At 28.9% G+C, this 22,862-nt stretch carries 24 protein-coding genes and 1 tRNA gene; 3 read left to right on the top strand and 22 right to left on the bottom strand.

The window, feature by feature from the left end:
* Positions 1 to 7 precede the first annotated feature (7 nt).
* Both Q0984_RS03940 and Q0984_RS03935 read left to right on the top strand, forming a co-directional pair.
* On the top strand, positions 8 to 1,093 hold the full coding sequence (locus Q0984_RS03940) for a lipopolysaccharide assembly protein LapB (RefSeq protein WP_299523896.1): 1,086 nt from the start codon (positions 8 to 10) through the stop codon (positions 1,091 to 1,093).
* Positions 1,094 to 1,104: 11 nt separating this feature from the next.
* The gene (locus tag Q0984_RS03935; RefSeq protein WP_299523893.1) at positions 1,105 to 1,923 is read left to right on the top strand and encodes a class I SAM-dependent methyltransferase; all 819 of its coding nucleotides are present in this window, start codon (positions 1,105 to 1,107) and stop codon (positions 1,921 to 1,923) included.
* A gap of 16 nt (positions 1,924 to 1,939) precedes the next feature.
* Here Q0984_RS03935 and Q0984_RS03930 read toward each other — a convergent pair whose 3' ends face one another.
* Positions 1,940 to 2,269 carry a cupin domain-containing protein gene (locus Q0984_RS03930; protein WP_299523890.1) on the bottom strand — a complete coding sequence of 110 codons (330 nt, stop codon included), beginning with the start codon at positions 2,267 to 2,269 and terminating at the stop codon, positions 1,940 to 1,942.
* Positions 2,270 to 3,565, bottom strand: a complete 1,296-nt coding sequence (gene hcp / locus Q0984_RS03925; protein WP_299523888.1) for a hydroxylamine reductase — start codon at positions 3,563 to 3,565, stop codon at positions 2,270 to 2,272.
* A gap of 118 nt (positions 3,566 to 3,683) precedes the next feature.
* Between hcp and Q0984_RS03920 the strand changes: the two genes are divergently transcribed.
* On the top strand, positions 3,684 to 4,463 hold the full coding sequence (locus tag Q0984_RS03920) for a TrmB family transcriptional regulator (protein WP_299523885.1): 780 nt from the start codon (positions 3,684 to 3,686) through the stop codon (positions 4,461 to 4,463).
* Between the two features lie 28 nt (positions 4,464 to 4,491).
* Here Q0984_RS03920 and idsA read toward each other — a convergent pair whose 3' ends face one another.
* The 20 genes from idsA to Q0984_RS03820 form a co-directional block, all read right to left on the bottom strand.
* Positions 4,492 to 5,484, bottom strand: a complete 993-nt coding sequence (gene idsA, locus Q0984_RS03915) for a short chain isoprenyl diphosphate synthase IdsA (RefSeq protein ID WP_299523882.1) — start codon at positions 5,482 to 5,484, stop codon at positions 4,492 to 4,494.
* 1 nt (position 5,485) lies between these two features.
* A complete protein-coding gene (locus Q0984_RS03910; protein ID WP_299523879.1) occupies positions 5,486 to 6,850 on the bottom strand; it encodes an RNase J family beta-CASP ribonuclease in 1,365 nt (454 codons plus the stop codon).
* Positions 6,851 to 6,856: 6 nt separating this feature from the next.
* Positions 6,857 to 7,903 carry a type 2 isopentenyl-diphosphate Delta-isomerase gene (gene fni, locus Q0984_RS03905; RefSeq protein WP_299523876.1) on the bottom strand — a complete coding sequence of 349 codons (1,047 nt, stop codon included), beginning with the start codon at positions 7,901 to 7,903 and terminating at the stop codon, positions 6,857 to 6,859.
* Positions 7,904 to 7,909: 6 nt separating this feature from the next.
* On the bottom strand, positions 7,910 to 8,707 hold the full coding sequence (locus Q0984_RS03900; protein ID WP_299523873.1) for an isopentenyl phosphate kinase: 798 nt from the start codon (positions 8,705 to 8,707) through the stop codon (positions 7,910 to 7,912).
* A 5-nt stretch (positions 8,708 to 8,712) separates the two neighbouring features.
* The gene (gene mvk, locus Q0984_RS03895; protein ID WP_299523870.1) at positions 8,713 to 9,675 is read right to left on the bottom strand and encodes a mevalonate kinase; all 963 of its coding nucleotides are present in this window, start codon (positions 9,673 to 9,675) and stop codon (positions 8,713 to 8,715) included.
* Positions 9,676 to 9,686: 11 nt separating this feature from the next.
* Entirely contained in the window at positions 9,687 to 10,535 is an 849-nt protein-coding gene (locus Q0984_RS03890; protein WP_299523867.1) for an MEMO1 family protein, read from the bottom strand.
* Between the two features lie 13 nt (positions 10,536 to 10,548).
* The gene (gene rpsB, locus Q0984_RS03885) at positions 10,549 to 11,145 is read right to left on the bottom strand and encodes a 30S ribosomal protein S2 (protein WP_299523864.1); all 597 of its coding nucleotides are present in this window, start codon (positions 11,143 to 11,145) and stop codon (positions 10,549 to 10,551) included.
* A 53-nt stretch (positions 11,146 to 11,198) separates the two neighbouring features.
* On the bottom strand, positions 11,199 to 11,393 hold the full coding sequence (locus Q0984_RS03880; RefSeq protein WP_299523862.1) for a 4Fe-4S dicluster domain-containing protein: 195 nt from the start codon (positions 11,391 to 11,393) through the stop codon (positions 11,199 to 11,201).
* A 27-nt stretch (positions 11,394 to 11,420) separates the two neighbouring features.
* Positions 11,421 to 12,665, bottom strand: a complete 1,245-nt coding sequence (eno, locus tag Q0984_RS03875; protein ID WP_299523859.1) for a phosphopyruvate hydratase — start codon at positions 12,663 to 12,665, stop codon at positions 11,421 to 11,423.
* 140 nt (positions 12,666 to 12,805) lie between these two features.
* Complete coding sequence (locus Q0984_RS03870) at positions 12,806 to 13,003, bottom strand: DNA-directed RNA polymerase subunit K (RefSeq protein WP_299523857.1); 198 nt, start codon at positions 13,001 to 13,003, stop codon at positions 12,806 to 12,808.
* Positions 13,004 to 13,071: 68 nt separating this feature from the next.
* On the bottom strand, positions 13,072 to 13,242 hold the full coding sequence (locus tag Q0984_RS03865; protein WP_299523854.1) for a DNA-directed RNA polymerase subunit N: 171 nt from the start codon (positions 13,240 to 13,242) through the stop codon (positions 13,072 to 13,074).
* Between the two features lie 53 nt (positions 13,243 to 13,295).
* Positions 13,296 to 13,697, bottom strand: a complete 402-nt coding sequence (locus tag Q0984_RS03860) for a 30S ribosomal protein S9 (protein WP_299523851.1) — start codon at positions 13,695 to 13,697, stop codon at positions 13,296 to 13,298.
* An 18-nt stretch (positions 13,698 to 13,715) separates the two neighbouring features.
* Complete coding sequence (locus tag Q0984_RS03855) at positions 13,716 to 14,138, bottom strand: 50S ribosomal protein L13 (RefSeq protein WP_299523848.1); 423 nt, start codon at positions 14,136 to 14,138, stop codon at positions 13,716 to 13,718.
* A gap of 18 nt (positions 14,139 to 14,156) precedes the next feature.
* On the bottom strand, positions 14,157 to 14,522 hold the full coding sequence (locus Q0984_RS03850; protein WP_299523845.1) for a 50S ribosomal protein L18e: 366 nt from the start codon (positions 14,520 to 14,522) through the stop codon (positions 14,157 to 14,159).
* Complete coding sequence (locus Q0984_RS03845; protein ID WP_299523842.1) at positions 14,522 to 15,346, bottom strand: DNA-directed RNA polymerase subunit D; 825 nt, start codon at positions 15,344 to 15,346, stop codon at positions 14,522 to 14,524. The genes Q0984_RS03850 and Q0984_RS03845 overlap by 1 nt, the downstream gene beginning before the upstream one ends.
* Before the next feature lie 12 nt (positions 15,347 to 15,358).
* A complete protein-coding gene (locus Q0984_RS03840; RefSeq protein ID WP_299523839.1) occupies positions 15,359 to 15,751 on the bottom strand; it encodes a 30S ribosomal protein S11 in 393 nt (130 codons plus the stop codon).
* An 11-nt stretch (positions 15,752 to 15,762) separates the two neighbouring features.
* A complete protein-coding gene (locus tag Q0984_RS03835; RefSeq protein WP_299523836.1) occupies positions 15,763 to 16,299 on the bottom strand; it encodes a 30S ribosomal protein S4 in 537 nt (178 codons plus the stop codon).
* 92 nt (positions 16,300 to 16,391) lie between these two features.
* Complete coding sequence (locus tag Q0984_RS03830; protein ID WP_019265279.1) at positions 16,392 to 16,835, bottom strand: 30S ribosomal protein S13; 444 nt, start codon at positions 16,833 to 16,835, stop codon at positions 16,392 to 16,394.
* Between the two features lie 196 nt (positions 16,836 to 17,031).
* Positions 17,032 to 17,116, bottom strand: a tRNA-Ser gene (locus Q0984_RS03825).
* A gap of 207 nt (positions 17,117 to 17,323) precedes the next feature.
* Positions 17,324 to 22,684, bottom strand: a complete 5,361-nt coding sequence (locus tag Q0984_RS03820) for an Ig-like domain repeat protein (protein WP_299523832.1) — start codon at positions 22,682 to 22,684, stop codon at positions 17,324 to 17,326.
* Positions 22,685 to 22,862 lie beyond the last annotated feature (178 nt).

Raw genomic sequence — 22,862 nt, 5'->3', positions numbered from 1 at the left:
CTTAAATATGGTAAATAAAAAAGCTATTGAGTTAATTAATAACAAAGAATATGAAAAAGCTAATAAACTTTCATTTAGGTTATTTCAAAAAAAGAATTTAAATGATTTTTTAGAAATCAATGACCTACTTTTAAAAGAAAATTATATCCCTGCAATTCCATTAAGAGGATATTACTATTTAATTGAAGATATTACTCATGATAATCAGGATTATGGAGAAAAATACTTTAATAAATATTTAGAAAAAAGACCTGACTCAATATCTATTCGTTTCCAAAAAGCAGTTGCATTGTCTGCAAAAGGAAAAGAAGAAGAATCTAAACAAATAATTGAGAATCTCATTGAAAATTACCATGAAAATCCATATAATGATGAAATAATTACATGTAAGTCAAAAGAAAATCTTTGTGAACTTAAATTAATTTACCTATTTGAAAAAGAGTTAAAAGAAGAAGCTTTAAATTATGGGGAAGAAATTCTTAAAGAATACCCAAATAACATGTTAACATTATTAGCAAAAGCTAAATTATTATGTGAGAAAAATGAAAATAATGAAGAAGCTTTAGAGATTATAAATAGATGTTTAAAAATTGAAAAAACAATAGAAGGACTCCTTATAAAAGGAGATATTTATGTTAATTTAAAAGAATATAAAAAGGCTATACAATGTTTTGATATGGGAATAAATGCGCTAAGCAAAACTGAAGAGCCTCTTATTCTTGAATGGTATCACAAAAAAGCACTTGCATTAATCCAACTACAAGAATATAATGAAGCTATGAAATGTTTAAACAGAACTATGGACATAATTCTCAGCATAGAAATTAATAATGACTTAAATGAAAATGGAATAAAATTATTAAAGGACTGTGAAAAAGAAAAACAAAAGCTACTTAATCAGGGCATAGCAGATGTTAAATATAGTAAACATAACTTTGATTTGAATAAATTAGTTTATATAATGTTAGCTCTTGCTATTATAGTTCGTTTTTTACCTGTTAATAGTAAAATTGAATTAATCGTAGTTATGTTATTCTTAATTACTGCTGTAGCTTCATTAGCTAAAAAAATTTATGAAAATAATTTTATTTAATAAGTGATATTATGAAACAAACTATAAATAATCCAAATGAAGTTAAATGGAGTCAATATTGGGAAGAATCACTTAAGCAAAAAGAAGACAAAAATAAAGACTGGGATAAAGCTGCTCCTCATTTTCATAAAAAAGCTAAAAAAGATGATTATCATGATTTATTATTTTCAAAACTAATTTTAGATGAAAATGATAGTGTTTTAGATTTAGGGTGTGGTGAAGGATCAATTACATTACCCATAGCTAAAAAAGTTAAAAATGTAACTGGAATCGATTCATCAACTAAAATGTTAGAATTATTAAACAAAAGAGCTCAAAAACAAGAAATAAATAATGTAAATACTATTTTAAAACCTTTAGAAAAAATTAGTTATGAAGAAATTGGAGATTATGATATTGTACTTGCTTCAAGATCTTTAAATGGAATTATTCCAATTGAAGAAACTCTTAAAACAATGAATAAAATAGCTAATAAATATGTCTTTATTACATTATTTGGACCTGAAAATTGGAAAATAGAAAAAGAATTTAATGATTATATTGGAAAAGAAAATAAACAGTTCCCTGGACATAATTATTTATTTAATATCCTTTACAACATGGGAATTTATGCCAATGTTGAAAGATTAGCTATTAAAGCATATAGAGAATATGACTCAATAGAAGAAGCTATGGATAATGGTAAATTCAGATTAGATTTACTTAATAATAATGAAAAAAAACAATTAAAAGCCTATCTTAAAAAAATTCTTAAAAAAGACCCCAAAACAGGAAAATTATACAATACTAAAGACAAAGCTGATTGGATTTTAATTTGGTGGAAAAAATAAAAAAAAATAAAATGATTTAATCTGATTTAATCATAGTTAAAATCATTTTATAAGGTTTATTTACAGCTTGTAGAGCATGAGGTTCATTAGCAGGCATTATAATCATTTCACCTTTTTTAACAATGTTTTTATTACCGGAAATAGTTATTTCTGCTTCACCATCAATTACTTGAACCATTGCATCAAATGGAGCTGAATGTTCACTTAAGCCTTGACCTTTGTCAAATGCAAAAAATGTTACTGTTCCAAGCTCTTTTTTAATAACTTCTCTACTAACTACTGTATCATCTTGGTAATCTACTAAATCCTCAATATTTAAAGATTTAGCTTTAATATCATCACTCATTTACTCACCCATTATTTTTTTAATATCTTCAATTGGATTTCCAATTGGCGTTAAATTATATGTTTCTACCAAGTAATTAATTATATCTTCATTTGCCCATGCTGGTAACATTGGTCCAATAAGCATGTCTGTTTTACCTAAGTACAATAAACTCCATAAAATAGCTGCTGCTTTTTGTTCCATCCAACTTAAAACAATTGTAAGAGGTAAATCATTTAATTCAACATCAAATAATCCACATAATGCAACTGCAATATCTACTGCAACAATTGCATCATTACATTGACCTAAATCAATAAGTCTTGGTACGCCTTCAATGTCACCTAAATCTAAATCATTGAATTTAAATTTACCACAAGCTAATGTCAATACAATAGTATTTTCAGGTAAATTTTCAACAAATTCTCTGTAGTAATTAGATTTAGGGAATGGTCCATCACATCCACCAACTAAGAAGAATCTTTTTATTTTACCTGCTTCAACTAATTCTTTAATTTTATCTGCAAGTGAAAGTACTGTAGATGCTCCAAAACCAGTAGTAATTGTAGTTAACTCTTCAGATTCTAGTCCTCCAAGTTCAATAGCTTTGTCAATTACTGGTTTAAAATCATAATTTTCAATTACTGGAGTATCAGGTAATTTAGCTACATCCATAGTGAATATTCTATCAGCATATTCATCTTTTGGAAGCAATACACAATTACTTGTTGCTACAATAGCTACATTATATTTAGAAAATACTTCTTTTTGATCGAACCATGCTTTACCAAGTTGTCCTGCTAAACTTTCATATTTTCTAAGTTCTGGATAACCATGAGCAGGTAACATTTCACTATGAGTATATACTTTAACTCCAGTTCCTTCAGTTTGTTTTAAAAGTTCTTCCAATGCTTTTAAATCATGTCCCGTAACAATTATTGCAGGACATTCTTGTGCTCCTACTTTAACTTCGGCAGGTTCAGGTTCACCATAATTATTAATATGAGCTTGTTTAAGCATTTTCATGACTTTAATATTAACCTCACCTGCTTCAAGACCTAAATTAATTAAATCTTCTGCATCAAAATTAACATTTGTTAAAGTAGAATACAATCCTTTTGTTAAGAATTCATCAACATCAGAATCTTTAACACCTAAAACATTTGCATTATAATTATACGCACTAATTCCCTTCATAGCATAAATTAAATTATCCTGTAATCTAGCTACTGTTGGTTGCTTACCACAAACTCCACGTACAGTACATCCAGTACCTTTTGCAGTTTGTGAACATTGATAACAAAACATATCTACCATAATAACTACCTCCATTATAATTATCAATATAACCGTTGATTTTATGATTTATAAATATTTTGTAACTTTTTAAGGGTAAAAAGTAAGTTTTATAAATAAAAAATAAATAATCAATATTATGAATCAAGATGACATCAATTTATTAAAACAATTAGGCTTAACTAGCTATGAAGCTAAAGCATATATTACATTAAGTTCATTAATTCAAGGAACTGCTGATGAAATAAGTGATAAATCAAAAATACCTAGATCAAAAATATATGATGTTTTAAAAAGACTAAATTCAAAAGAATACATAGAAATAGAAAGTGGTAGGCCTCTCACATATCATGTCAAACCACCAATAAATGTATTAAAAAGAGAAAAAGAAATTTTTAATAAAAAAATATCTCAAACTAGTCAGAATTTAAATAGATTATATGAACAAAAAATTTCCCAAGTGGAAGCTCCAATTTGGAGAATAAGTGGAATAGAAAATATAATTGATAAAGAATTAGAAATTATTAGAAGATCTAAAAAAACAATAAATATGAGAATAGGATTTTTACTTCAAGAAGAGCTATCTAAATTAATCTATGAACTTCTTTTAAAATCTGAAAAAGTTACGATAAATATAATAATCTCACCATACTGCAATACAACATCTGAACAATTAACGGTTAATAAATTATATAATAAACATAATATAGCAATCTACAAAACAGAAGTTCCATTTGTTAAGATGATTATTTCCGATTCAAAAGAAATGATGCATATATATTCCAAATTTTCCAAAGAAAAATATGAAATAATTCCCAATACAGCTATTGGCATTTGGAACCAGTATGAAGAAATAGCAAATAATTATAATGAAAGATTTGAAAATCAGATAAAAAAATTAAAACCAATATTTAATTAATCAAAAAAAATAAAAAAAAGAAGAAAAATTAGGAATGTCTTTCAAGTACGAAATCTGCAAGAGCAAAAAGCATCTGTTTACTTTCAGAATCAGGCAATATTTCAAGTACTTTTTTAGCATCATTCACATTTTGTAAAGCAACATTTCTAGCATATTCAATAGCACCATATTTATTGAATAAATCCACTGCTAAGAGTATATCATCTTGTGAATTATTATCATCTTTTAAGATTTCTAATAATTTTTCATTATCTTCACCTTCAGATGCATCTAATGCTTTAACAGCAATAATAGTCATTTTACCTTTAGCTATATCACTACCAATAGGTTTACCTAATGTTTCTTCATCACTAGCTAAATCTAAATAATCATCTTGAATTTGGAAAGCAAGACCAATTAATCTTCCATAATCATACATTGCATCAATTACGTCTTGATTAGCTCCACCCATAATAGCTCCAGCTTTAGAAGCTGCTGCTATTAATGCACCAGTTTTTTTGAAAATCATATCCAAATATTCCTCTTCAGATACATCATATCTATCTTCAAAACTCATGTCAGAAGCTTGACCCTCACAAATTTTAACACAAGCATCAGCTACAGTAGCTAATGTTTGACTTAATTGAGAGGGAGTATTTTTTTCTTGATTGGAATTCATAATTATTTCAAAAGCTTTTGAAAATAAAGTATCTCCAGCTAAAATAGCTACATTCTCATCCCAAACCTTATGTACTGCAGGTTTTCCCCTCCTCATATCATCATCATCCATGATATCATCATGAATAAGTGAAAATGTATGAATAAGTTCAATAGCTGCAGCAGATTTTAATGAATTATCCCTAGATCCTCCAACTGCCTCAGAAGTAATTAATGTTAAAGCAGGTCTAAGCATTTTACCACCTGCTTTAGTTAAATAAATTGAAGCTTCTTGAAGATTATTTGGAACAATACAAGATAATTCTTCTTCTATTGTCCTACTAATATCAGCAGAATAATTTCCTAATTCACCTATTATATCCATTTTAATTTCCTCCATGTGCACGTTCATTTTCAAAAACTTGTGCTTGTGAATTTCTTAATATATGAACATTATAGCCAATCCTATAACCTTCTTCTTCAGCTAATTCCCCATAAGCTGAAAGCATTGATAAATCTCCGTGAGCAGGAATAATATGTTGTGGTTTTAACATACGTAAGAATTCTCGGTGGTCTTCTCTTCCTGCATGTCCAGAAACATGGGCATTTGAATAAATTCTTGCACCTTTTGATCTCAATTTACTTTCCATAATATGCCTATTAGCAGCATTAGTCGGATTTGGAATAATTGGTGCAGAAATAATAACATTATCTCCCTCTTTAATGTTAAATGGAGTTCTATTACTAGCTATTCTAGGAAGTAATGCATCTGGTTCACCTTGATGTCCAGTAGTTACAAGTAAATATTTTTCTCTATCTTCATCAGCTCTCATTAAAGCTTTATTAACTGCTTTTGGACTTCCATATATACTTGCATTTTTAGGTAATTTTAAAATACCTTGTTTTTGTGCAATACCACAGAATCTTTCCATTGATCTTCCAAGGAAATATATTTCCCTATGACTTTTTTTAGCAATATCTGCTATAGCTTGAACCCTTTCAATGTGAGATGCAAAAGTAGTGACAATCATACCTTTTTTCTCATATAATGGTCCATGCATGACATCTTCCAAAATATTTCTTGCAATTCTTTCAGAATAAGTTTTAACTTCATCAGTATTCTTTGCATTAGTAGTTTCCACAATAAGAGTAAGAACTCCTTTCCTACCTAATTCCCTTAACCTTTTATAATCTGGTGGTGGAGATACTTTTTGATGATTATCAAATTTGAAATCAAGTGCATAAACAATAATTCCTTCAGGAGTATGTAAAACCGGGAAAACAGCTTGTGGAATACTATGTGTTGATTGAACAAATTCTAAAGTAATATTTTTAGATAATTTCATTTTACTTCCAGGGTTTAAAGGTCTAATTGGATTATTCACTTTAAATTTACGTTCCCCTTTAATTTGTTTTTCAACTAAAGCAGTAGTATATGGAGTTCCAATTAATGGAGCATCATATCTATGAGCTAATTTAGCTACTGCACCAATATGATCTAAGTGACCATGAGAGAAAATTATTCCTTTAACTTTACCATCTACATCTTTCATTAAAGTATCATCTGGAATAATACCTCTTTCAATTAAATCTAGACTATGCATTCTATCAATATCTGTATCTTCATGGATATTGATTCTGTCTAAGTGTATTCCCATATCAAAAATGATAACATCTTCGCCAATTTTGACAGCAGTCATGTTCTTCCCGACTTCTTCATATCCGCCAATTGCGATTACTTCAACACTCATATGTTTTTATCTCCTTGAATATTTCTTTGTGTTAATTCCTCGTTCATTAAGCCATTCTCTTGTTTTTCCACTTATAACTAAGTTTGAATTTTTAAGTTCTTCGATATTACTTGCACCAACTAAAAACATAGCTATTCTTAAAGAGTCATTAAAGTTATCAATGAATTTAACTAATTGTTCTTGAGAAGTAGAGTATTTTAAAAATGGCAATGCCATTCCCACACTATCTGCTCCAAGAGCAATAGCTTTTGCTGCCTCAAGACCTGATCTAATACCTCCAGATGAAACAATTGGAACATTTACAGCATTAGTTACTTCTACGGTACTAATTGCTGTTGGAATTCCCCAATCCCAAAATGTTTCACCCAAATATCTGTCTTCAGCTCTGTAAGTTTCAACAGCAGCCCAACTAGTTCCACCTGCACCTTCAACATCAATATAACTAACACCTGCATCAACAAGTTCTTTTGCTGATTCTGCAGAGATTCCACAACCCGTTTCTTTAGCCATAACAGGAATATCTACACTTTCAGTTATTTTACTTATTGAATCTAGATAACCTCTTGCATCCAAATCCCCTTCAGGTTGTATTGATTCTTGAAGAGGATTTAAATGAATAGCCAAAATATCTGCATCTAAAATTTCAACAGCCTTATCAGCTAATTCTAATTGAGGTGCTCCAATATTACCTACAAGTAAACAATCAGGAGCATTTTTTCTAACAACCGTGTAAGTATCTGCAAGTTCAGGATGTTCAATAGCTGCTCTTTGACTACCAACACCTAAAGCTATATTTTTAGTTTCAGCAGCAATAGCTAATTGTTTATTAATAGCTTTTGCAGAAGGATGACCTCCAGTAATAGCAGTTATAAATAAAGGAGAATCTAATTTTTTACCAAAAACAGAAGTTGACAAATCAATTTCATTTTTATCAATTTCTGGAAGTGCTTTATGGATTAATTCAACATCTTCGAAACCAGTTTTTTTATTTTTAAATTCAACATCATAATTTTTACAAATTAATAAATGCTCTAATTTTCTATCTGAAATCATGTTTTATTATCCCCTTGAAATAACAGTTCCCCTAACTTGTTTATTACTTAAAGCTTTGAAAATATTGTTTTCAATTTCAGCATTTATTATTTTAGATTCAATTCCCAAATCTGCTAAATATAAAAGCTCTTTAATCTTACCAACCATTCCACCAGTAACATCAACATTAGTTGTTCCTTCTAAAGAATCTAAATCCTCAAGTGAAGAAAATTTGTCAAAGAAAATAGCATCCTCATGTATTTTAGGATTTTTATTATAAACCCCATCAACATCAGTTCCCAAAATAACTTTATCAGGGTTGAGATTTTTAGCTAAGAATTGAATAATTTGATCACCAGAAATAACACAAATTTCCAAATCATTATCTAAAACAACATCTCCATAAATAACTGGAATAAATCCTTTACTTAAATAACGTTTAAAACTGTCTAAATTTCCTTCAGTTATTCTTTTATTAGTAGCTACCATGAAACTTGAAGCTGGAATAGCTACAATAGGTAAATCTTCCTTTATAAATTCTTCACAAATAAGCATATTTAATTTTTTAACAGCATTTTGTGTTTTAGAAAATCCAATTCTTTTTTGAGGATACTCTTCTTTGCTAAAAGGTTCCCCAATTTTATATTCTTTAGCTGGAGGATGGCCAAATGATCCTGCACCATGAACAATAATTAATTCCTGAGAATTATTATCCAGTGAAGATTTAATTTCATTTGCAATTCTTGATAAATTTTTCTCATCAATTTCACTTTTAGCAGCATCTTTATTTGTTAAGATACTTCCCCCAATCTTTAAAATAATCATTCAAATCACTTATAAATCCTTGAAGAAACCCCTTTTCTAGTAAATCTTATTTTTAGAACATTATCTTCCATAGAAATTCCACGAGCAACTTCATCAACTTTATTTGGACAAAGTGCTATGATACTTCCACCACCACCAGCTCCAGTGATTTTAGAACCAATAGCACCACAGTCTCTAGCAGTATAAACCATTCTAGATAATTCCATAGTATTAACCCCTAAAACATCTAAAAATCCATGATTTAAATTCATTAATTCACCAATTTTATCAAAATCACGTTTTAATATAGCTTGTTTAGCATAATTAGTTAATTGACCCATTGCACTAATTACAGGATTAATAATTTTTGGATTTCTATTTTTTAAAAGTTTAACATCTTTAACCATTTTGCCAGTATTACCATGTTTATTGGTATAACCTACAACAAAAGGAGCATTAAAGTTAACTTTAAAATGTTCTACTTTTTTATTTCTAGATAAATAAACTAAACCACCATAAGTAGAAACTAAGGTATCTAATGGACTAGCTATTCCCTGAACTGCTTGTTCCACCATATGAGCATCATGAGCCAATGATTTTTTATTAAATCTTATATTATGAAATCTATATAAAGCAGCTAATGTAGCTACTGTAACAGCTGCAGAAGAACCTAATCCAGAACCAATAGGAATATTTGAAGATAACTTCATTACTATAGGACTATGATCATGAACTTTATTAAGAGCCTCTAAAATATATCGAATAATACCTGGCTTTCCTCTTTTTAAATTATATTTTTTATGTTTAGTATCTAACTCAGCTTCAAAATTTAAATCATTAGACTTTAAAATAGATTTATCTGTCTTAGATTCTGTAATTTCAACATATGCCCTTTTATTAACTGCTCCTGCAATCGCAGGTTCATCATAAACAACAGAATGTTCACCAAACAAAATAGTTTTTGCTGGAGCAGAAGCTAAAGCCCTCATATAAACACACCTTATTTAAAAATACCTGAAGCATAACCTACAACAGAACTTAAATCACCAGTTACATCCCCACTAGTTTTATAAGCCAATATTTCAGATGTATTCTTTCCACACATCTTTGAAAGTATTATTGTAGTCATAACTGGACCATAACCACACATCGTTATATTATATTGAATAATTTCTTCTAAAAGTTTAAATTCATCCATATCCACAATATCTTCTAAAATAAAGTTATCCACTTTATTTGCTCGTTCTTGTATATTGAAATGAGATAAATCCGTGCTTGCAATAACACAATAAGATTTATCTAATTTTTCAGCAGTTTTAAAAATAGCTGTTGCTAAATCATTTGCACTAGCTATTGTTTGAGTTCCCATTACAATTGGAACTATCTTAAAATCATTTGAAAAATATTGTAAAAATGGAAGTTGAACTTCTATACAGTGTTCTTTTAAATGAGCAGAAAAATCAGATGATGCAAAATCTGAAAATGAAATTAAAGTATCTGCAAACTCTGCATCAATTTGAACATTTCCTAATGGAGTAATCCATTCTCCTTCATTAAAAACTGAAATTTCACTACCTAAACCTGTATGATTTGGACCAATAATTATAAAAACTTCAGGAAAACCATTTTTAGCCAATTCACAATAGCTATGAGAAGCTATTGTTCCGGAATATTGAAAACCTGCATGAGGAACCATGACATTAATAGGATAATCAATATCTTCAAAAGAATTAATATCTGGAATTTCCCCAACACCAAATGAATTAGTAAAACTACTTTCAATAGCTTTTAAAAGTTCATCAGAATTATCTGGATAAAAAACACCAGCAACTGCAGGTTTTCTTAACATAAAACTCACTTACTTAAAATTTAAGTTCAAAGTCAGTAGCTTCAATATCTAAGTCACCATCTTCAGGAATGGTACCTCTTTCTCTTAATATTTGTCTAGCAAGTAACCAATAAACTAAAGCAATAGCTTTTCTACCTTTGTTGTTTACAGGGATTGCAATATCAACAAAGCTAAGTAAGTTTTCAGTATCACATAATGCAACTACAGGAATTCCATTTTGTTTGGATTCAAGTACTGCTTGTGCATCAGATCTTGGGTCAGTTACAACAATAATTTTTGGTTCGATGAATTTAGCATAAGTTGGATTAGTTAAAGTTCCAGGAATAAATCTACCAGGAATAGTTTTTGCACCAGTAACTTCACCGAATTTTTTAACAGGAGCTTGACCATATTGTCTGGTAGCTACTACTAAAATATCTTCTGGGTCGTATTTAGCTAAGAGTTTAGCTATTTGTCTAATTCTTTCATCTGTTTTTTGAATATCTAAAACATATAAACCATCAGATCTTACTCTGAATATATATTTTTCCATATCACTAGTTTTTTGTTGGGTTCCAATATGTAAACCTGCTGCTAAGTAGTTATCTAATTCAATTAAAAGTTCGGACATAATTATTCACCTTAATTTAATAATATATTTTTTAATAATTTTTTTAAATAAATTTAATCATCATCTTCAACATTAACACATTCTTCAGGACAAACATCCATACAGACTTCACAAAAACTGCAGTCTTCTTGATCTACAATTTCAACTTTGTCCCCTTCAAGAACTAAAACTTCCATTGGGCAAACGTCAACACATTCTGCACAATCAATACCTTTACATTTATCATAATCGATAGTTACAATAGGCATAACTTCATCTCCAAAATCAGTATTTTCTTAGAATTCACCCATTTTTGGATTAGAAAGCTCTTCTTCTATACGAATAAGCTCATTTAATTTAGCTATTCTTTCTCCACCAATAGCTCCTGTTTTAATCATAGGAGAACCAAATCCTACAGCTAAATGAGCAATAGTTGCATCAGTAGTTTCACCAGACCTATGGGAAACAACAGGTACAATATCATTTTCTTTAGCTAATTTTACAGTAGCATAAGTTTCAGATAAAGAACCAATTTGATTAGGTTTAATAATGATTGCATTAGCAGCATTCATTTCAATACCTTTAGCTAAAATTTCCTTATTTGTTACAAATAAATCATCACCACAAATGAGACATTTATCTCCAACTTTAGAAGTTAATTGAGCAAATCCATCAAAATCAGATTCATCAAATGGATCTTCTACATAAAACATGTTATATGTATCAATAATGTCTTTTACAAAGTCAATTTGATCTCCAGTATCTCTTTTGATACCATCTTGAGCATAAACATATTTTTGTTCATCTGCATTCCATAATTCAGAAGCAGCCATATCTAAAGAAGGTCTAATTTCAATACCAAGTTCATCACCTACTTCCTCACATGCTTGAGCTTGAATTTCTAAAGCAGCATCATTAGTAATGTTAGGTACCCATCCACCTTCATCTCCTTTTCCACCAGTGAAATTGGAGTCTTTAGTTTGGATTAATTCTTTTAATTTTTTATGAATACTTGAATTTGCAAATACAGCTTCAACCATGTTTTTTGCACCAACAGGAACTACTAAAAATTCTTGAATATCTGGTGCATTAACTCCTGCATGTGCTCCACCATTCATCATATTTCCAAGAGGGAAAGGTAATTCATTTACTAAATTTCCTCCCAAATATTTGTATAATGGCATGTTGTAAGATGCAGCAGCAGCTTTAGCCACAGCCATAGAAACAGCTACAGTAGTATTACCACCAATAGCTGAAAGATTATCAGTTCCATCAACTTCCCTTAAAACTTCATCAATGGTAGAAATATCTTCAGCATCCATTCCAATAAGTTCAGAAGCAATTATATCTTCAATTTCACTTACAATTACGTCCACTCCACCTTCAGGGAAAGAAACTACTTCTCTTGAACCAGTACTAGCCCCACTTGGTGCAGCAGCTCTACCAAATCCGTTCCAAGTAATTACATCTACTTCAACAGTTGGGTTTCCTCTGCTGTCCAAAATCTTACGAACTTGGACATCCTCTATTATACTATCCAAAAAAAACACCTCAGTGTCAATTAATTTATTACCATATAATCTATACTCATAAAAAATTAGTAAATTTCTTTATAGAGTTATATTGGTATTTTTTATTTTTTTTAAATAATTAAATAATGAAATAAATAGCATGAAACTATTTATTCATCATATCTTATTACATCTAATGGTAAAACTCCAGCCTTGAGTTCTTCATAAGCTATATCAATAGGATCTAATGAGTCACCAATTTTTACTAAAGGTTTAGCACCCATTGAAATCTGAATTGCTCTAGCTCCAAGAAGTCTAGCTTTTTCAAACCTTGTTAAATTTTCTGTAGTCATGAATATTACTTCCATTTTTAGGTATTACCGTTTACCAAGATTAATTTTATAAGTAAAAATATATCCCTACAACTTGTAAAAACCTATTCCCATGTTTCAACATGAGAAATTAACATTCTTCTACAACAATATCTGTTTAAGCCTAAGTCATCCAAAATATCTTTTGATTTTTCACCATCTGCTAATCTTTTATTATATTCATCAAAGTAAGCAGATACTGGTTTTCCACAACTTAAGCATCTTATAGGAATCATTTATATCATCTTTTTAATTTTTTAAATAAAAATTATAAAAGTACAGAAAAAAATTATCTGTAACTTTTTTGTTTACGTGCTCTTGCTCCAGGACCACCATATTTTTTAGGTTCAGAACGTCTTGGGTCACCTACTAACATAGTTCTGTCGTAGTGTATGAATTTATCTTTTAAATTCATGTCTTGAGACCATTGAACGAGTCCTTTAGCAATTACCATACGTGCAGCTTCAGATTGACCCATTACTCCACCACCAACAACATGAATGTTGATGTCCACTTCATTAGCCAAATCTCCAGCTAATTTTAATGGTTCTTGTAATTTTAAGTTAGCGAGTTCTGGGGAATAAAGTTCTAAAGGAATCCTGTTTATTCTTACTTTACCAGTTCCTTCTTGAACAGTACCTCTTGCGATAGCTGTTTTACGTTTTCCACTTGTATGAATAACTTTAACCATAATCACACACCCGTTTATCTAAAAGGTAGCTCCTAAAAGTTTAGAAACTTCACCTAATTCAATACCTTTTTTAAGGTTGTTGTATTCTGCTTCTGGAACTGCAACAAAATCAGCATCAGCATATTCTTCAGGTACTCCGACATATGCTTTTAAACCTTTGAAAGCAACCCTACCTTTAGATTTTTTATAAGGTAACATTCCTCTTACAGTTCTTCTGAATATATCATCTGGCCTTCTAGGATATTTAGGACCTAAATCACGAGGGTTAGAAATACTTGCTCTGTCCACTCTTTGTTTATATTTTGCATAAGCCCAATCCTTATTACCAGTAATCATAATCTTTTCAGCATTAAGAATTACTACTTCTTCACCTTCTAAGAGATTTTTACTAGTTATACTAGCTAATCTTCCTAAAACGCATCCTTCTCCGTCAATAATCATAATAACAACACATCCATCTTATTCCATGATTCTAATGTTGCTTCCTTTTGGATTAGATTCCATTATATCATCAATTGAGATGCATTCTCCACCAGCACTTTCAATTTTTTCTTGTGCTTTTTGTGAGAATTTAAATGCTGCAACATTTACTTTTTCTGTTAAATTACCATTAGATAATACTTTTCCAGGTACTAAAACAGTTTCATCAGCATTTGCATACCTTGCAATATCTGATAAATTTACTTCTGCTGTTCTTCTGTTAGACCTTCCAAGTCTATTAGCAACATCTTTCCAAATAGCTGCATTTTCAGTTTTTGATTTTTTATTAAGTTTATTAATAAGTTCAATAAGGTTAGGATTTGTTTTGATAATTTTCTTAACCATTATTCACTTCCTCCTTCACTAAATCTGATAAACTTATCTGCTTTTTCACCTAATTTATCACAAGCTTGTAATAAAATTTCTTTAGGAGGCATTGATCCATCAGTTTCTATTCTAAATATAAAATCATTTTCATGATACCCTACATTGATATAGCTTTCATCTTTTCCTTCAGATTGGCTATTTCTAATTGAAGCTCTTACGCAACTTTTACACATGCTACAATTTTCAATGTCTAAAATCTTAATTTCTTTAGATCTTTTATCAGATTTTAAAACACCTCTTGGGCATGCATTAGCACAATCATAATCAATATCCATATCATCATTAAAAGTAATTTCAGGATATTGTTTATAAACACAAACAGTAGTTGGCATCCATTTAGCATGTTCTTTTCCATAACCAACTCTTGCAATTGCTTCAATATTAAGTTTTTCTCCTTCTTTAAGTTTTACTAAAGGAATGGTATCATATACTGGTTTAATTTTTGAGTCTGAAGATATTAAATCCTTAGAATAAACAACTTTAGGTCCTTCTTCCACTAAAGAAAACATGACACTATTATTTTCCTCGTAATCTTCATCACCAGGTAAAGGTAAACCTTCAATTGCATCAATGTTAGAAACTAAAGGAGTTAAACCAAGTCTATGAGCAAGTACCTCATTAAACATAGCAGAATCATTTCTCATGATATTTACATCTTCAATAGCTATTTTAGGTACATTTACCATTGCAGATCTTCTAATAGCATTTATAAAAGGTACTTCTACATCACGGACAATGAAAACAATTTCATCATCTGTTTGACTTTTAACTTCTATCTCCATATTAAACCCTTCTTAGACTCTTCTTCCTCTTTTACCACCAGGTCTTCCAGTACCATCGTGAGGAATAGGAGTAATATCTTCTATTTTACCAATTTTAATTCCAGCTCTTGCTAAAGCACGAATAGTAGCTTGTGCACCAGGTCCTGGACTTCTAGGTCCATTTCCACCAGGAGCTCTTACCCTAATATGTAAGCCAACAAATCCTTTTTCTTTAGCATCATCAGCTATTCTAGTTGCTGCAGCCATAGCTGCGAAAGGTGAAGCTTGTTGCCTATCTGCACGAACAACTTTTCCACCAGACCATTGAGAAATGGTTTCAGCACCAGTAATATCTGTTACAGTAATAATAGTGTTATTGAATGATGAGTAAATATTAGCTATACCCCATTTTTCATCTTTTGCCATAATTACACCCTCTATTCCTCACTAGCTTGTTCATTTTTGTTTTTGTTGTACTCTTCAATCTGTTTAGCTACAGGAGAGGAGTGATAAAATCCAATTTCATCTTCTTGGCCTTTTAATACAACATAACTTGGTGAGTTAATTTTTTTACCATTTAAAGTTATGTGACCATGTACAACAAACATTCTAGCTTCTTTAGGAGTACGAGCTAAACCTTTTTTATAAACAATAGTTTGTAACCTTCTTCTTAAGATATCTTCAACAGTTAAGTTTAAAACATCTTCAAGTGCTGCACCTTCAGGCAAAACACCGGTTCTAGCTAAGTGTCCTAATAATTCTAATTTTTCATCTTGCATTTGGTCCATATCGAACCCAAGTAGGTACCTTGCTTCCCTACTGTATCTTCTAACTAATGTATCAGCTTTCCAAATTTCTTTTTTATTTTTTAAGCCGTATTTAGTCATTAATTTATTTTCATTTTTGATTCTTTCTGCATTCCAAGGATGTGGCGGTGTATTATACTTTTTCCTTGATTTTCTAGGTTGTCCCATTAAAACATCTCCTTTATAAAAATAATTAAATTAATACTATCATTATGAAAAAATTTATTGAGTAATATTAATTATAAAAAAAGTTCTCATGCTTATGAACGTTTTACACCAACTGAAGAACTGTTCCTGAAAGTAGATTTAGTTCTTTGACCTCTAACAGGTAATCCTGCTTCGTGTCTTCTACCTTTGTAACTTCTGGTTTTCTTCATCCTGTTCAAATCATCTCTTAAAGTCATGTCAAGATCAGATTCAATTAAATGAATATTTTTACCAGTTTCATAATCTTCCCTACGATTTAACATCCAATCAGGAATGTTAAATTTTTGTGGGTTTTCTAAAATTTCTTCAATTTTTAAAACATCTTCATCAGCAATATAACCTATTTGTGCTTCAGAATCTAAATCTAAAGTACGGCACATAGTTGTGGATAAAGATATTCCAACACCTTTAATTTCGGTTAAAGCTTGTTCAATGGTTTTATTACCATCTACATCCTTTCTAGAAATACGCACCAAGTGCTTAAAGTCGTCTTCCATTAAATAACCTCCATTTATAGAGCGAATCTACGAGACGCAAAAGTAATAGATTCGAATGTTTTGATTTCAAAACACAGTTCTTTCAACAATTTAAAACTTAGTATTTCAACTAAGAGTGCAAAAATATCAGTTTAACAAATAATTTAATAATTGTGGAAAAAAATAATTAAAAAATCGTATGTTAAAAACTAATAAACGCCGAGACTGGGATTTGAACCCAGGAGGGAAAAGCTCCCACGAGATTTCCAGTCTCGCGCCTTACCAGGCTAGACTATCTCGGCATTATTGCTTAAAATAGCACCAAGTATAAAATAAATACTTAGCCCATCATGTTAAACACTAATCAACATGATAACCATATATCTAATTTTTCACCTATATAAATGTATTGATTTTATTTTTAAATTTTCAAGAAAATAGTAGTTATTTAAATTAAATTATATAAAAATTTCTAAAAAAAGAAAAGTAAATGATTAATAATCATTTACTTATGAAGATATTGTAATTTTATTTGATGCCCAAGCATCACCATATGTAGAAGTAATAATATACTTTCCAGCTATTAAATTAATATTTAAACTAGCTACACCATTAGCATCAGTAGTTCTTTGATAAAATACACCATTTACATTAAATGTTACATTTTGACCAACAATCACTTTACCATGACCATCTACAAGAGTAATTTTAAACTTGCTTCCATCATGATATTTCATGTTTAAATCACTTGCTATTAAACGAGTTAATACAGTAACTTTATTTGATTTTTCTTCACCAGTAACTGGATTATATGCAGTTATAATATACTCATTAGGATCTAAATTAATTCTTAATCTAGCAAAACCATCTTTATCAGTAGTTTTATAATAAAATACTCCATTAATATTAAATTTAACTTCTTTATTGACTAATGGATTACCATTTGAATCTAAGAATTTAGCTACATATTGAGTTCCATTACGGAAGTATAATGTTGTGTCTTCACCCATAATAGTAGATTTAACATTAACCTTAGATTTAACAGTAATATCTTTATATGATGTAGATACATCATAAGTTCCTGGAACTAAATTAATAGCCATAGATGCATCACCATTAGCATCAGTAGTTCTATTATAATAATTTCCATTAATATAAAATACAACAATTGCATTAGCTAATGGATTACCATTATCATCAACTAAATGAGCAATAAGCCTTTGAGATCCACCAAAGTATTTAATAAGATCATCAACAACTAATTTAATCTCCATACCTTTAACAGTGAATGTAGTTGTATTTTGAGCAACATTATATTTATTGTCACCTAAATAAATTGCTTTAATAGTATGTTTACCAACACTTAAATTGTTTAATGTTAAAGTAGCTACACCATATCTAGAATTAACAATATATTCTTTACCATCAACAGTAATAGATACTTTACCTGTAGCATAATCTGGTAAAATAACATTAATTATAGCTTTTTGACCAATCATAACATCTTCAACTTCAATAAATATATCTGATTGAATTTTAGATACACTGAATTTAGCAGTATTTTCACAAAAATAATATTTATTATCCCCCAAATATTTAACTTTAATATTATAATTACCTGCAGGCAAATTAGAAATAGTTAATAACCCTTTACCATTAACAACTGCAACATTATAATTTCTACCATTTACATCAACGGTAGCTATACCATTTACATCATTAGGTAAAATTATATTAATTAATTCATCTTCACCAACTATAATATCACTAATTTTTACATCAACAGAAGTTGAAACTTTATTTACTTTAAATGATACACTGTTAGAACATGGTAAATATTTATAATCTCCATTGTATGTTGCTTTAACTATATATGTACCAGAACTTAAATTAGAAATTATTACTTTACCTACACCATTTACAATATTAACTACTTTTAACACATCATTGATAAGCAAAGTTACATTTCCTGTTGCATTATTTTCATTTAATACAACAAGAATTACTTCTTGTTCACCAACAGTGATATCACTACAAATAATTGAAATTACAGTGCCAACTGTTTTAATAACATTTACATTTACAACAGAAGTTTGATTTCTTGAAGATATTAAAATAGTATCCATACCTTCTAAAACACCAGTATATTGCACCATGACTTTACCATTAATTGTAGACACAATATCATCACTTAAATTACCATTACTAGCTTTAAATTTAACAAAATCATCGAATCCACTATTTAATTCATGAATATTTCCTAATTTATCCATATAATGTTTAAAGTCAACAGTTAGAGTAATAATTTCTCCAATATATAATGTATCTTTTGATGGAACAACATTCATTATAACCCAATAATTAATACCTTCTTCAGAAGGATTATTAGTTCCCCACCAATTATAATCTAAATGTTTTGAACCTACAGACATAACAGTAACTAAAACATTATTTTCAATAATACTAGAGTAAGATACATTTAAATCACCACTATTATCAAATAATGCAACATATTTATTATAAGTAATTTCAGTATTTTTAATATTTACTTTACCACCTTTAATATCAATCATTGATTTACCATTTAAATGTGTGAAAATACAATTATCAACATTCAAATCACCATATGACCTTATTAAAGATTCACTAGAAGAAATTTTCTCAAAAGTCAAATTAATTAAATTCAAAATAGCTTTATTAACAATTAATATATCATTACTATTTGAATTAATAATTACATTACTATTTTCACCAACAATAGTTACATCATTATTAATAACCAATTGATTGTTAATATTATGAATTCCTTGATTTAAATGAATAATTGCATTTTTATTAGCTAATTTTAATGCTTTTTCAATAGTTGCAAATGGAGAATCTTCAGATCCCCTATTATTATCATTACCATTTACATCCACCCAAATTTCATCAAGTAATTTAGTAACTGTAACTGTTAAATTATTAGAAGTACCATTATAGAAACTTGGGACTATTGTAATTACATATTTACCTTCTTGATTAGATTTAAATGTAAATTTAGTTGAATTAGCTGGAATAGTAGCATATAACTTATTATTCACATATACTGAAAATACAGTTTTATCTAATAAATCTTTATCATAATGTCTTGGAGTTTCTAAAATAAGTGAAACATCAATTGTAATTTCTTCCCCAACATTAATTTCATTAATTTCAGAACTTATTTTAAAGTCTTTAAGACATATACGATCATTAATATAAGTATTATTTATTAAAGTAGCTCCTGTAGATATATCTGGACCTAAACTAATAATTACAGTGTCAGATGTACCTGTATGATTAATAAATGTATTATTAATTAATACAATATCTGGTGAATCTCCATATCCTGCTATATAATATGCACATATTGCTTGACCAATAGCTGCAAGATTTCCAACAAATAACGTATTATATATTTTTAAACTACCCGCATCCATAACAGAAATAGCTCCACCTCTACCTACACCATCAGGAGAGTCTCCACCTCTTTCCCAACAAATATTAGTATTGTTTATAAATGCAGAATCATAGATTGTAATATAATATGCTGAACCATAATCACAAGCACCTATAGCTCCACCACCATTATTAGTTGTACAATTATTCCCAGTGAAAGTACAGTTATAAATTTGTAAGTAACTGTAAGTGTATAATGCACCACCATTCCATCCTGCAACATTATTGGTAAATGTAGAATTAATTAAAGTAGAGTTAGCTTCTGAATGAGTATGTATAGCACCAGCCCACCAGAATGCAGAGTTATTAGTAAATGTTGAATTAATTACAATTAATTGACCACAATTATTAATTGCACCAGGTTCTACAGTAGCATAATTATCTAAGAAAGTACAATTTATAACTTTCATGTGAACTTTATAAACATCAGTCGGATTATAATTACTTAAAACACCAAAGTTAGTAGTACAATTATAGAATGAAGAATCAACCACATCCACATAACCAGTTTCAAGATAAAATACACATCCATGACCTGTATCACTAACAACATCACGAACAGTACAATTTTGGATTAAATTAGGAACATTACTACTCATTTCAAGTATCTTTGCATCAGGACCAACAGACACATATAAATTTCTAAAGTTAACATCAATTAATTTAATACCAACATTATCAGCCATTTTACTAATTAAAGGAACATAATTAATTTGGAAAACTTCACTACCATCAGGACATCCAATATAAGAACCAGGATTTCCAATAATAGTTACATTATTTTTAAATACAATTTGATCTCCAATATATTCACTTGGAGTATATGCACCATCATTTAAATAAATAATCCAATTTTTATCCGTTCTTTCACAGTATTCTTTTAATTCTTCCCAATCATGAACAATGACTTCATTAGGACCTAATTCAAATGGAATATCTACTTTTAATTTTAAACCATCATCAAAAGTAGCAGTTATAACCTGAGTACCTTTACTTGGAGTAAATATTGAATTTATAATATTAGAATCAAATTTAACATATTCTGGTGATAATTTACCAATATTAGAAGTAAATCTAACATATTCATCCAACAAGTTTACATTGTTTAAATCAGCTAATGAATAATTTTTACCATCAAAATAATATAATTTTAAGGTAATATTATACAAAGAGTCAATTTGAGTATAATTTAATTGTGGAACATACCAAGAATTACACTCCACATTAGCACCATTTAAAATATTAATTGAAGGTTCAATACTATTCCAATAATTATTATTTAACGTAATATTTCCTGAAATAGCATTTACTTCAGTATTATAAAAACTAGAAGCAAATATACTACCAGTAGTTATATTAACACCACAGATATCATCTAAAAATATGGAGTTCGTAACTTTAACATTATCATTATCTAATATAATTGCATCTGTCATTTTTATAAATGAAGAATTATCAATAGTTATTACTGATTTTCCATATGTTTTATCAATTTTAAATCCTCCACTTTGGTAGAAATTAGAGTCATTTATTATTATAGTTAATAATGTATTAGTTGATTTTTTAGTATTAATTGAAATATCTCTTACATTATTTCTAAATGAAGAATTTGTAATTAATAAATTAGAATTATAACCTACATTCATTGGCAAGTCATTATTAGAAAATATAGTATTTATAAAAGTAAAGTTTAAAGATTTACCCCTTCCAACATCAAATAAAGTTTCACCAACATTATTATCAAATACGGTATTTTCTACATAGATATTTTTACCACCATAAATAAATGATGCATCAGAATAAGAATTGTTTATAAATTCAGAATTACAAATAAATATATCTTCTTTAAAATCAGAATTAATAAATGCAGCATCATTATTATAAAATTTAGAGTTATTTAATATAATTTTAGAAGTTCTTAATCCAAAAATAACATTATCAAGTCCAATAAACTTACAGTTATCAACATATGTTGAAAAACCATTAATAGAAATTACAGAGTTATCAGAATCACTGTTACCAAATATAGTTAAATTAATTAATTTAAAATATTTAAGTAAATTTACATTAATACTTAAAAATGAAGTTCCATCTAATTTTATTTTTGAATTTTCAGAGTCATATCCAATAATATTAACATTACAGTCAGATTTTAAATTTAAATTAACATTTCCGGTACCTTTCAATGTTCCAAGAACATAAATGGAAATTGTTACTGTATTCTTAGAAAGTGCATAATTATATGCTTTCAATATAGTAGCAAATGGATTATTTAAAGAACCATCACCTTTTTCATCACTACCATTTTCAGAAACATAAACATCATAATTTTTTAATGGATCTGAATCAATTATTACAGTTCCATTTACAGGAATCATGTCAGATGAAATCAATGACCCCCAAAGAACATATTTTCCATTTTCAGTAAATGGAGCACTTACAATAGCTACACCATTGTTAAATCCAACATGACCAAGATAAGTATTATTTAAATAGAGTCTGTAAAATTTTATAGGCTTATTTGATTTTTATGTGTTTTTCGGTCCAATTTTGCATTTGATAGTCTAAAAA

Source organism: uncultured Methanobrevibacter sp., from assembly GCF_934746965.1.
GTDB lineage: Archaea > Methanobacteriota > Methanobacteria > Methanobacteriales > Methanobacteriaceae > Methanocatella.
Note: the sequence above shows the minus strand (reverse complement) of the source record. Positions and strands in the feature narration are given on the sequence as shown.

Coding starts and splice junctions, on each gene's coding strand:
- Q0984_RS03940 (WP_299523896.1), top strand. CDS start 8: ATGGTAAATAAAAAAGCTATTGAGTTAATTAATAACAAAGAATATGAA.
- Q0984_RS03935 (WP_299523893.1), top strand. CDS start 1,105: ATGAAACAAACTATAAATAATCCAAATGAAGTTAAATGGAGTCAATAT.
- Q0984_RS03930 (WP_299523890.1), bottom strand. CDS start 2,269: ATGAGTGATGATATTAAAGCTAAATCTTTAAATATTGAGGATTTAGTA.
- hcp (WP_299523888.1), bottom strand. CDS start 3,565: ATGGTAGATATGTTTTGTTATCAATGTTCACAAACTGCAAAAGGTACT.
- Q0984_RS03920 (WP_299523885.1), top strand. CDS start 3,684: ATGAATCAAGATGACATCAATTTATTAAAACAATTAGGCTTAACTAGC.
- idsA (WP_299523882.1), bottom strand. CDS start 5,484: ATGGATATAATAGGTGAATTAGGAAATTATTCTGCTGATATTAGTAGG.
- Q0984_RS03910 (WP_299523879.1), bottom strand. CDS start 6,850: ATGAGTGTTGAAGTAATCGCAATTGGCGGATATGAAGAAGTCGGGAAG.
- fni (WP_299523876.1), bottom strand. CDS start 7,903: ATGATTTCAGATAGAAAATTAGAGCATTTATTAATTTGTAAAAATTAT.
- Q0984_RS03900 (WP_299523873.1), bottom strand. CDS start 8,707: ATGATTATTTTAAAGATTGGGGGAAGTATCTTAACAAATAAAGATGCT.
- mvk (WP_299523870.1), bottom strand. CDS start 9,675: ATGAGGGCTTTAGCTTCTGCTCCAGCAAAAACTATTTTGTTTGGTGAA.
- Q0984_RS03890 (WP_299523867.1), bottom strand. CDS start 10,535: ATGTTAAGAAAACCTGCAGTTGCTGGTGTTTTTTATCCAGATAATTCT.
- rpsB (WP_299523864.1), bottom strand. CDS start 11,145: ATGTCCGAACTTTTAATTGAATTAGATAACTACTTAGCAGCAGGTTTA.
- Q0984_RS03880 (WP_299523862.1), bottom strand. CDS start 11,393: ATGCCTATTGTAACTATCGATTATGATAAATGTAAAGGTATTGATTGT.
- Q0984_RS03870 (WP_299523857.1), bottom strand. CDS start 13,003: ATGGAAGTAATATTCATGACTACAGAAAATTTAACAAGGTTTGAAAAA.
- Q0984_RS03865 (WP_299523854.1), bottom strand. CDS start 13,242: ATGATTCCTATAAGATGCTTAAGTTGTGGAAAACCAGTATCTGCTTAC.
- Q0984_RS03860 (WP_299523851.1), bottom strand. CDS start 13,697: ATGGTTAAAGTTATTCATACAAGTGGAAAACGTAAAACAGCTATCGCA.
- Q0984_RS03855 (WP_299523848.1), bottom strand. CDS start 14,138: ATGATTATTGACGGAGAAGGATGCGTTTTAGGAAGATTAGCTAGTATA.
- Q0984_RS03850 (WP_299523845.1), bottom strand. CDS start 14,522: ATGGTTAAGAAAATTATCAAAACAAATCCTAACCTTATTGAACTTATT.
- Q0984_RS03845 (WP_299523842.1), bottom strand. CDS start 15,346: ATGGAGATAGAAGTTAAAAGTCAAACAGATGATGAAATTGTTTTCATT.
- Q0984_RS03840 (WP_299523839.1), bottom strand. CDS start 15,751: ATGGCAAAAGATGAAAAATGGGGTATAGCTAATATTTACTCATCATTC.
- Q0984_RS03835 (WP_299523836.1), bottom strand. CDS start 16,299: ATGGGACAACCTAGAAAATCAAGGAAAAAGTATAATACACCGCCACAT.
- Q0984_RS03830 (WP_019265279.1), bottom strand. CDS start 16,835: ATGGAAGACGACTTTAAGCACTTGGTGCGTATTTCTAGAAAGGATGTA.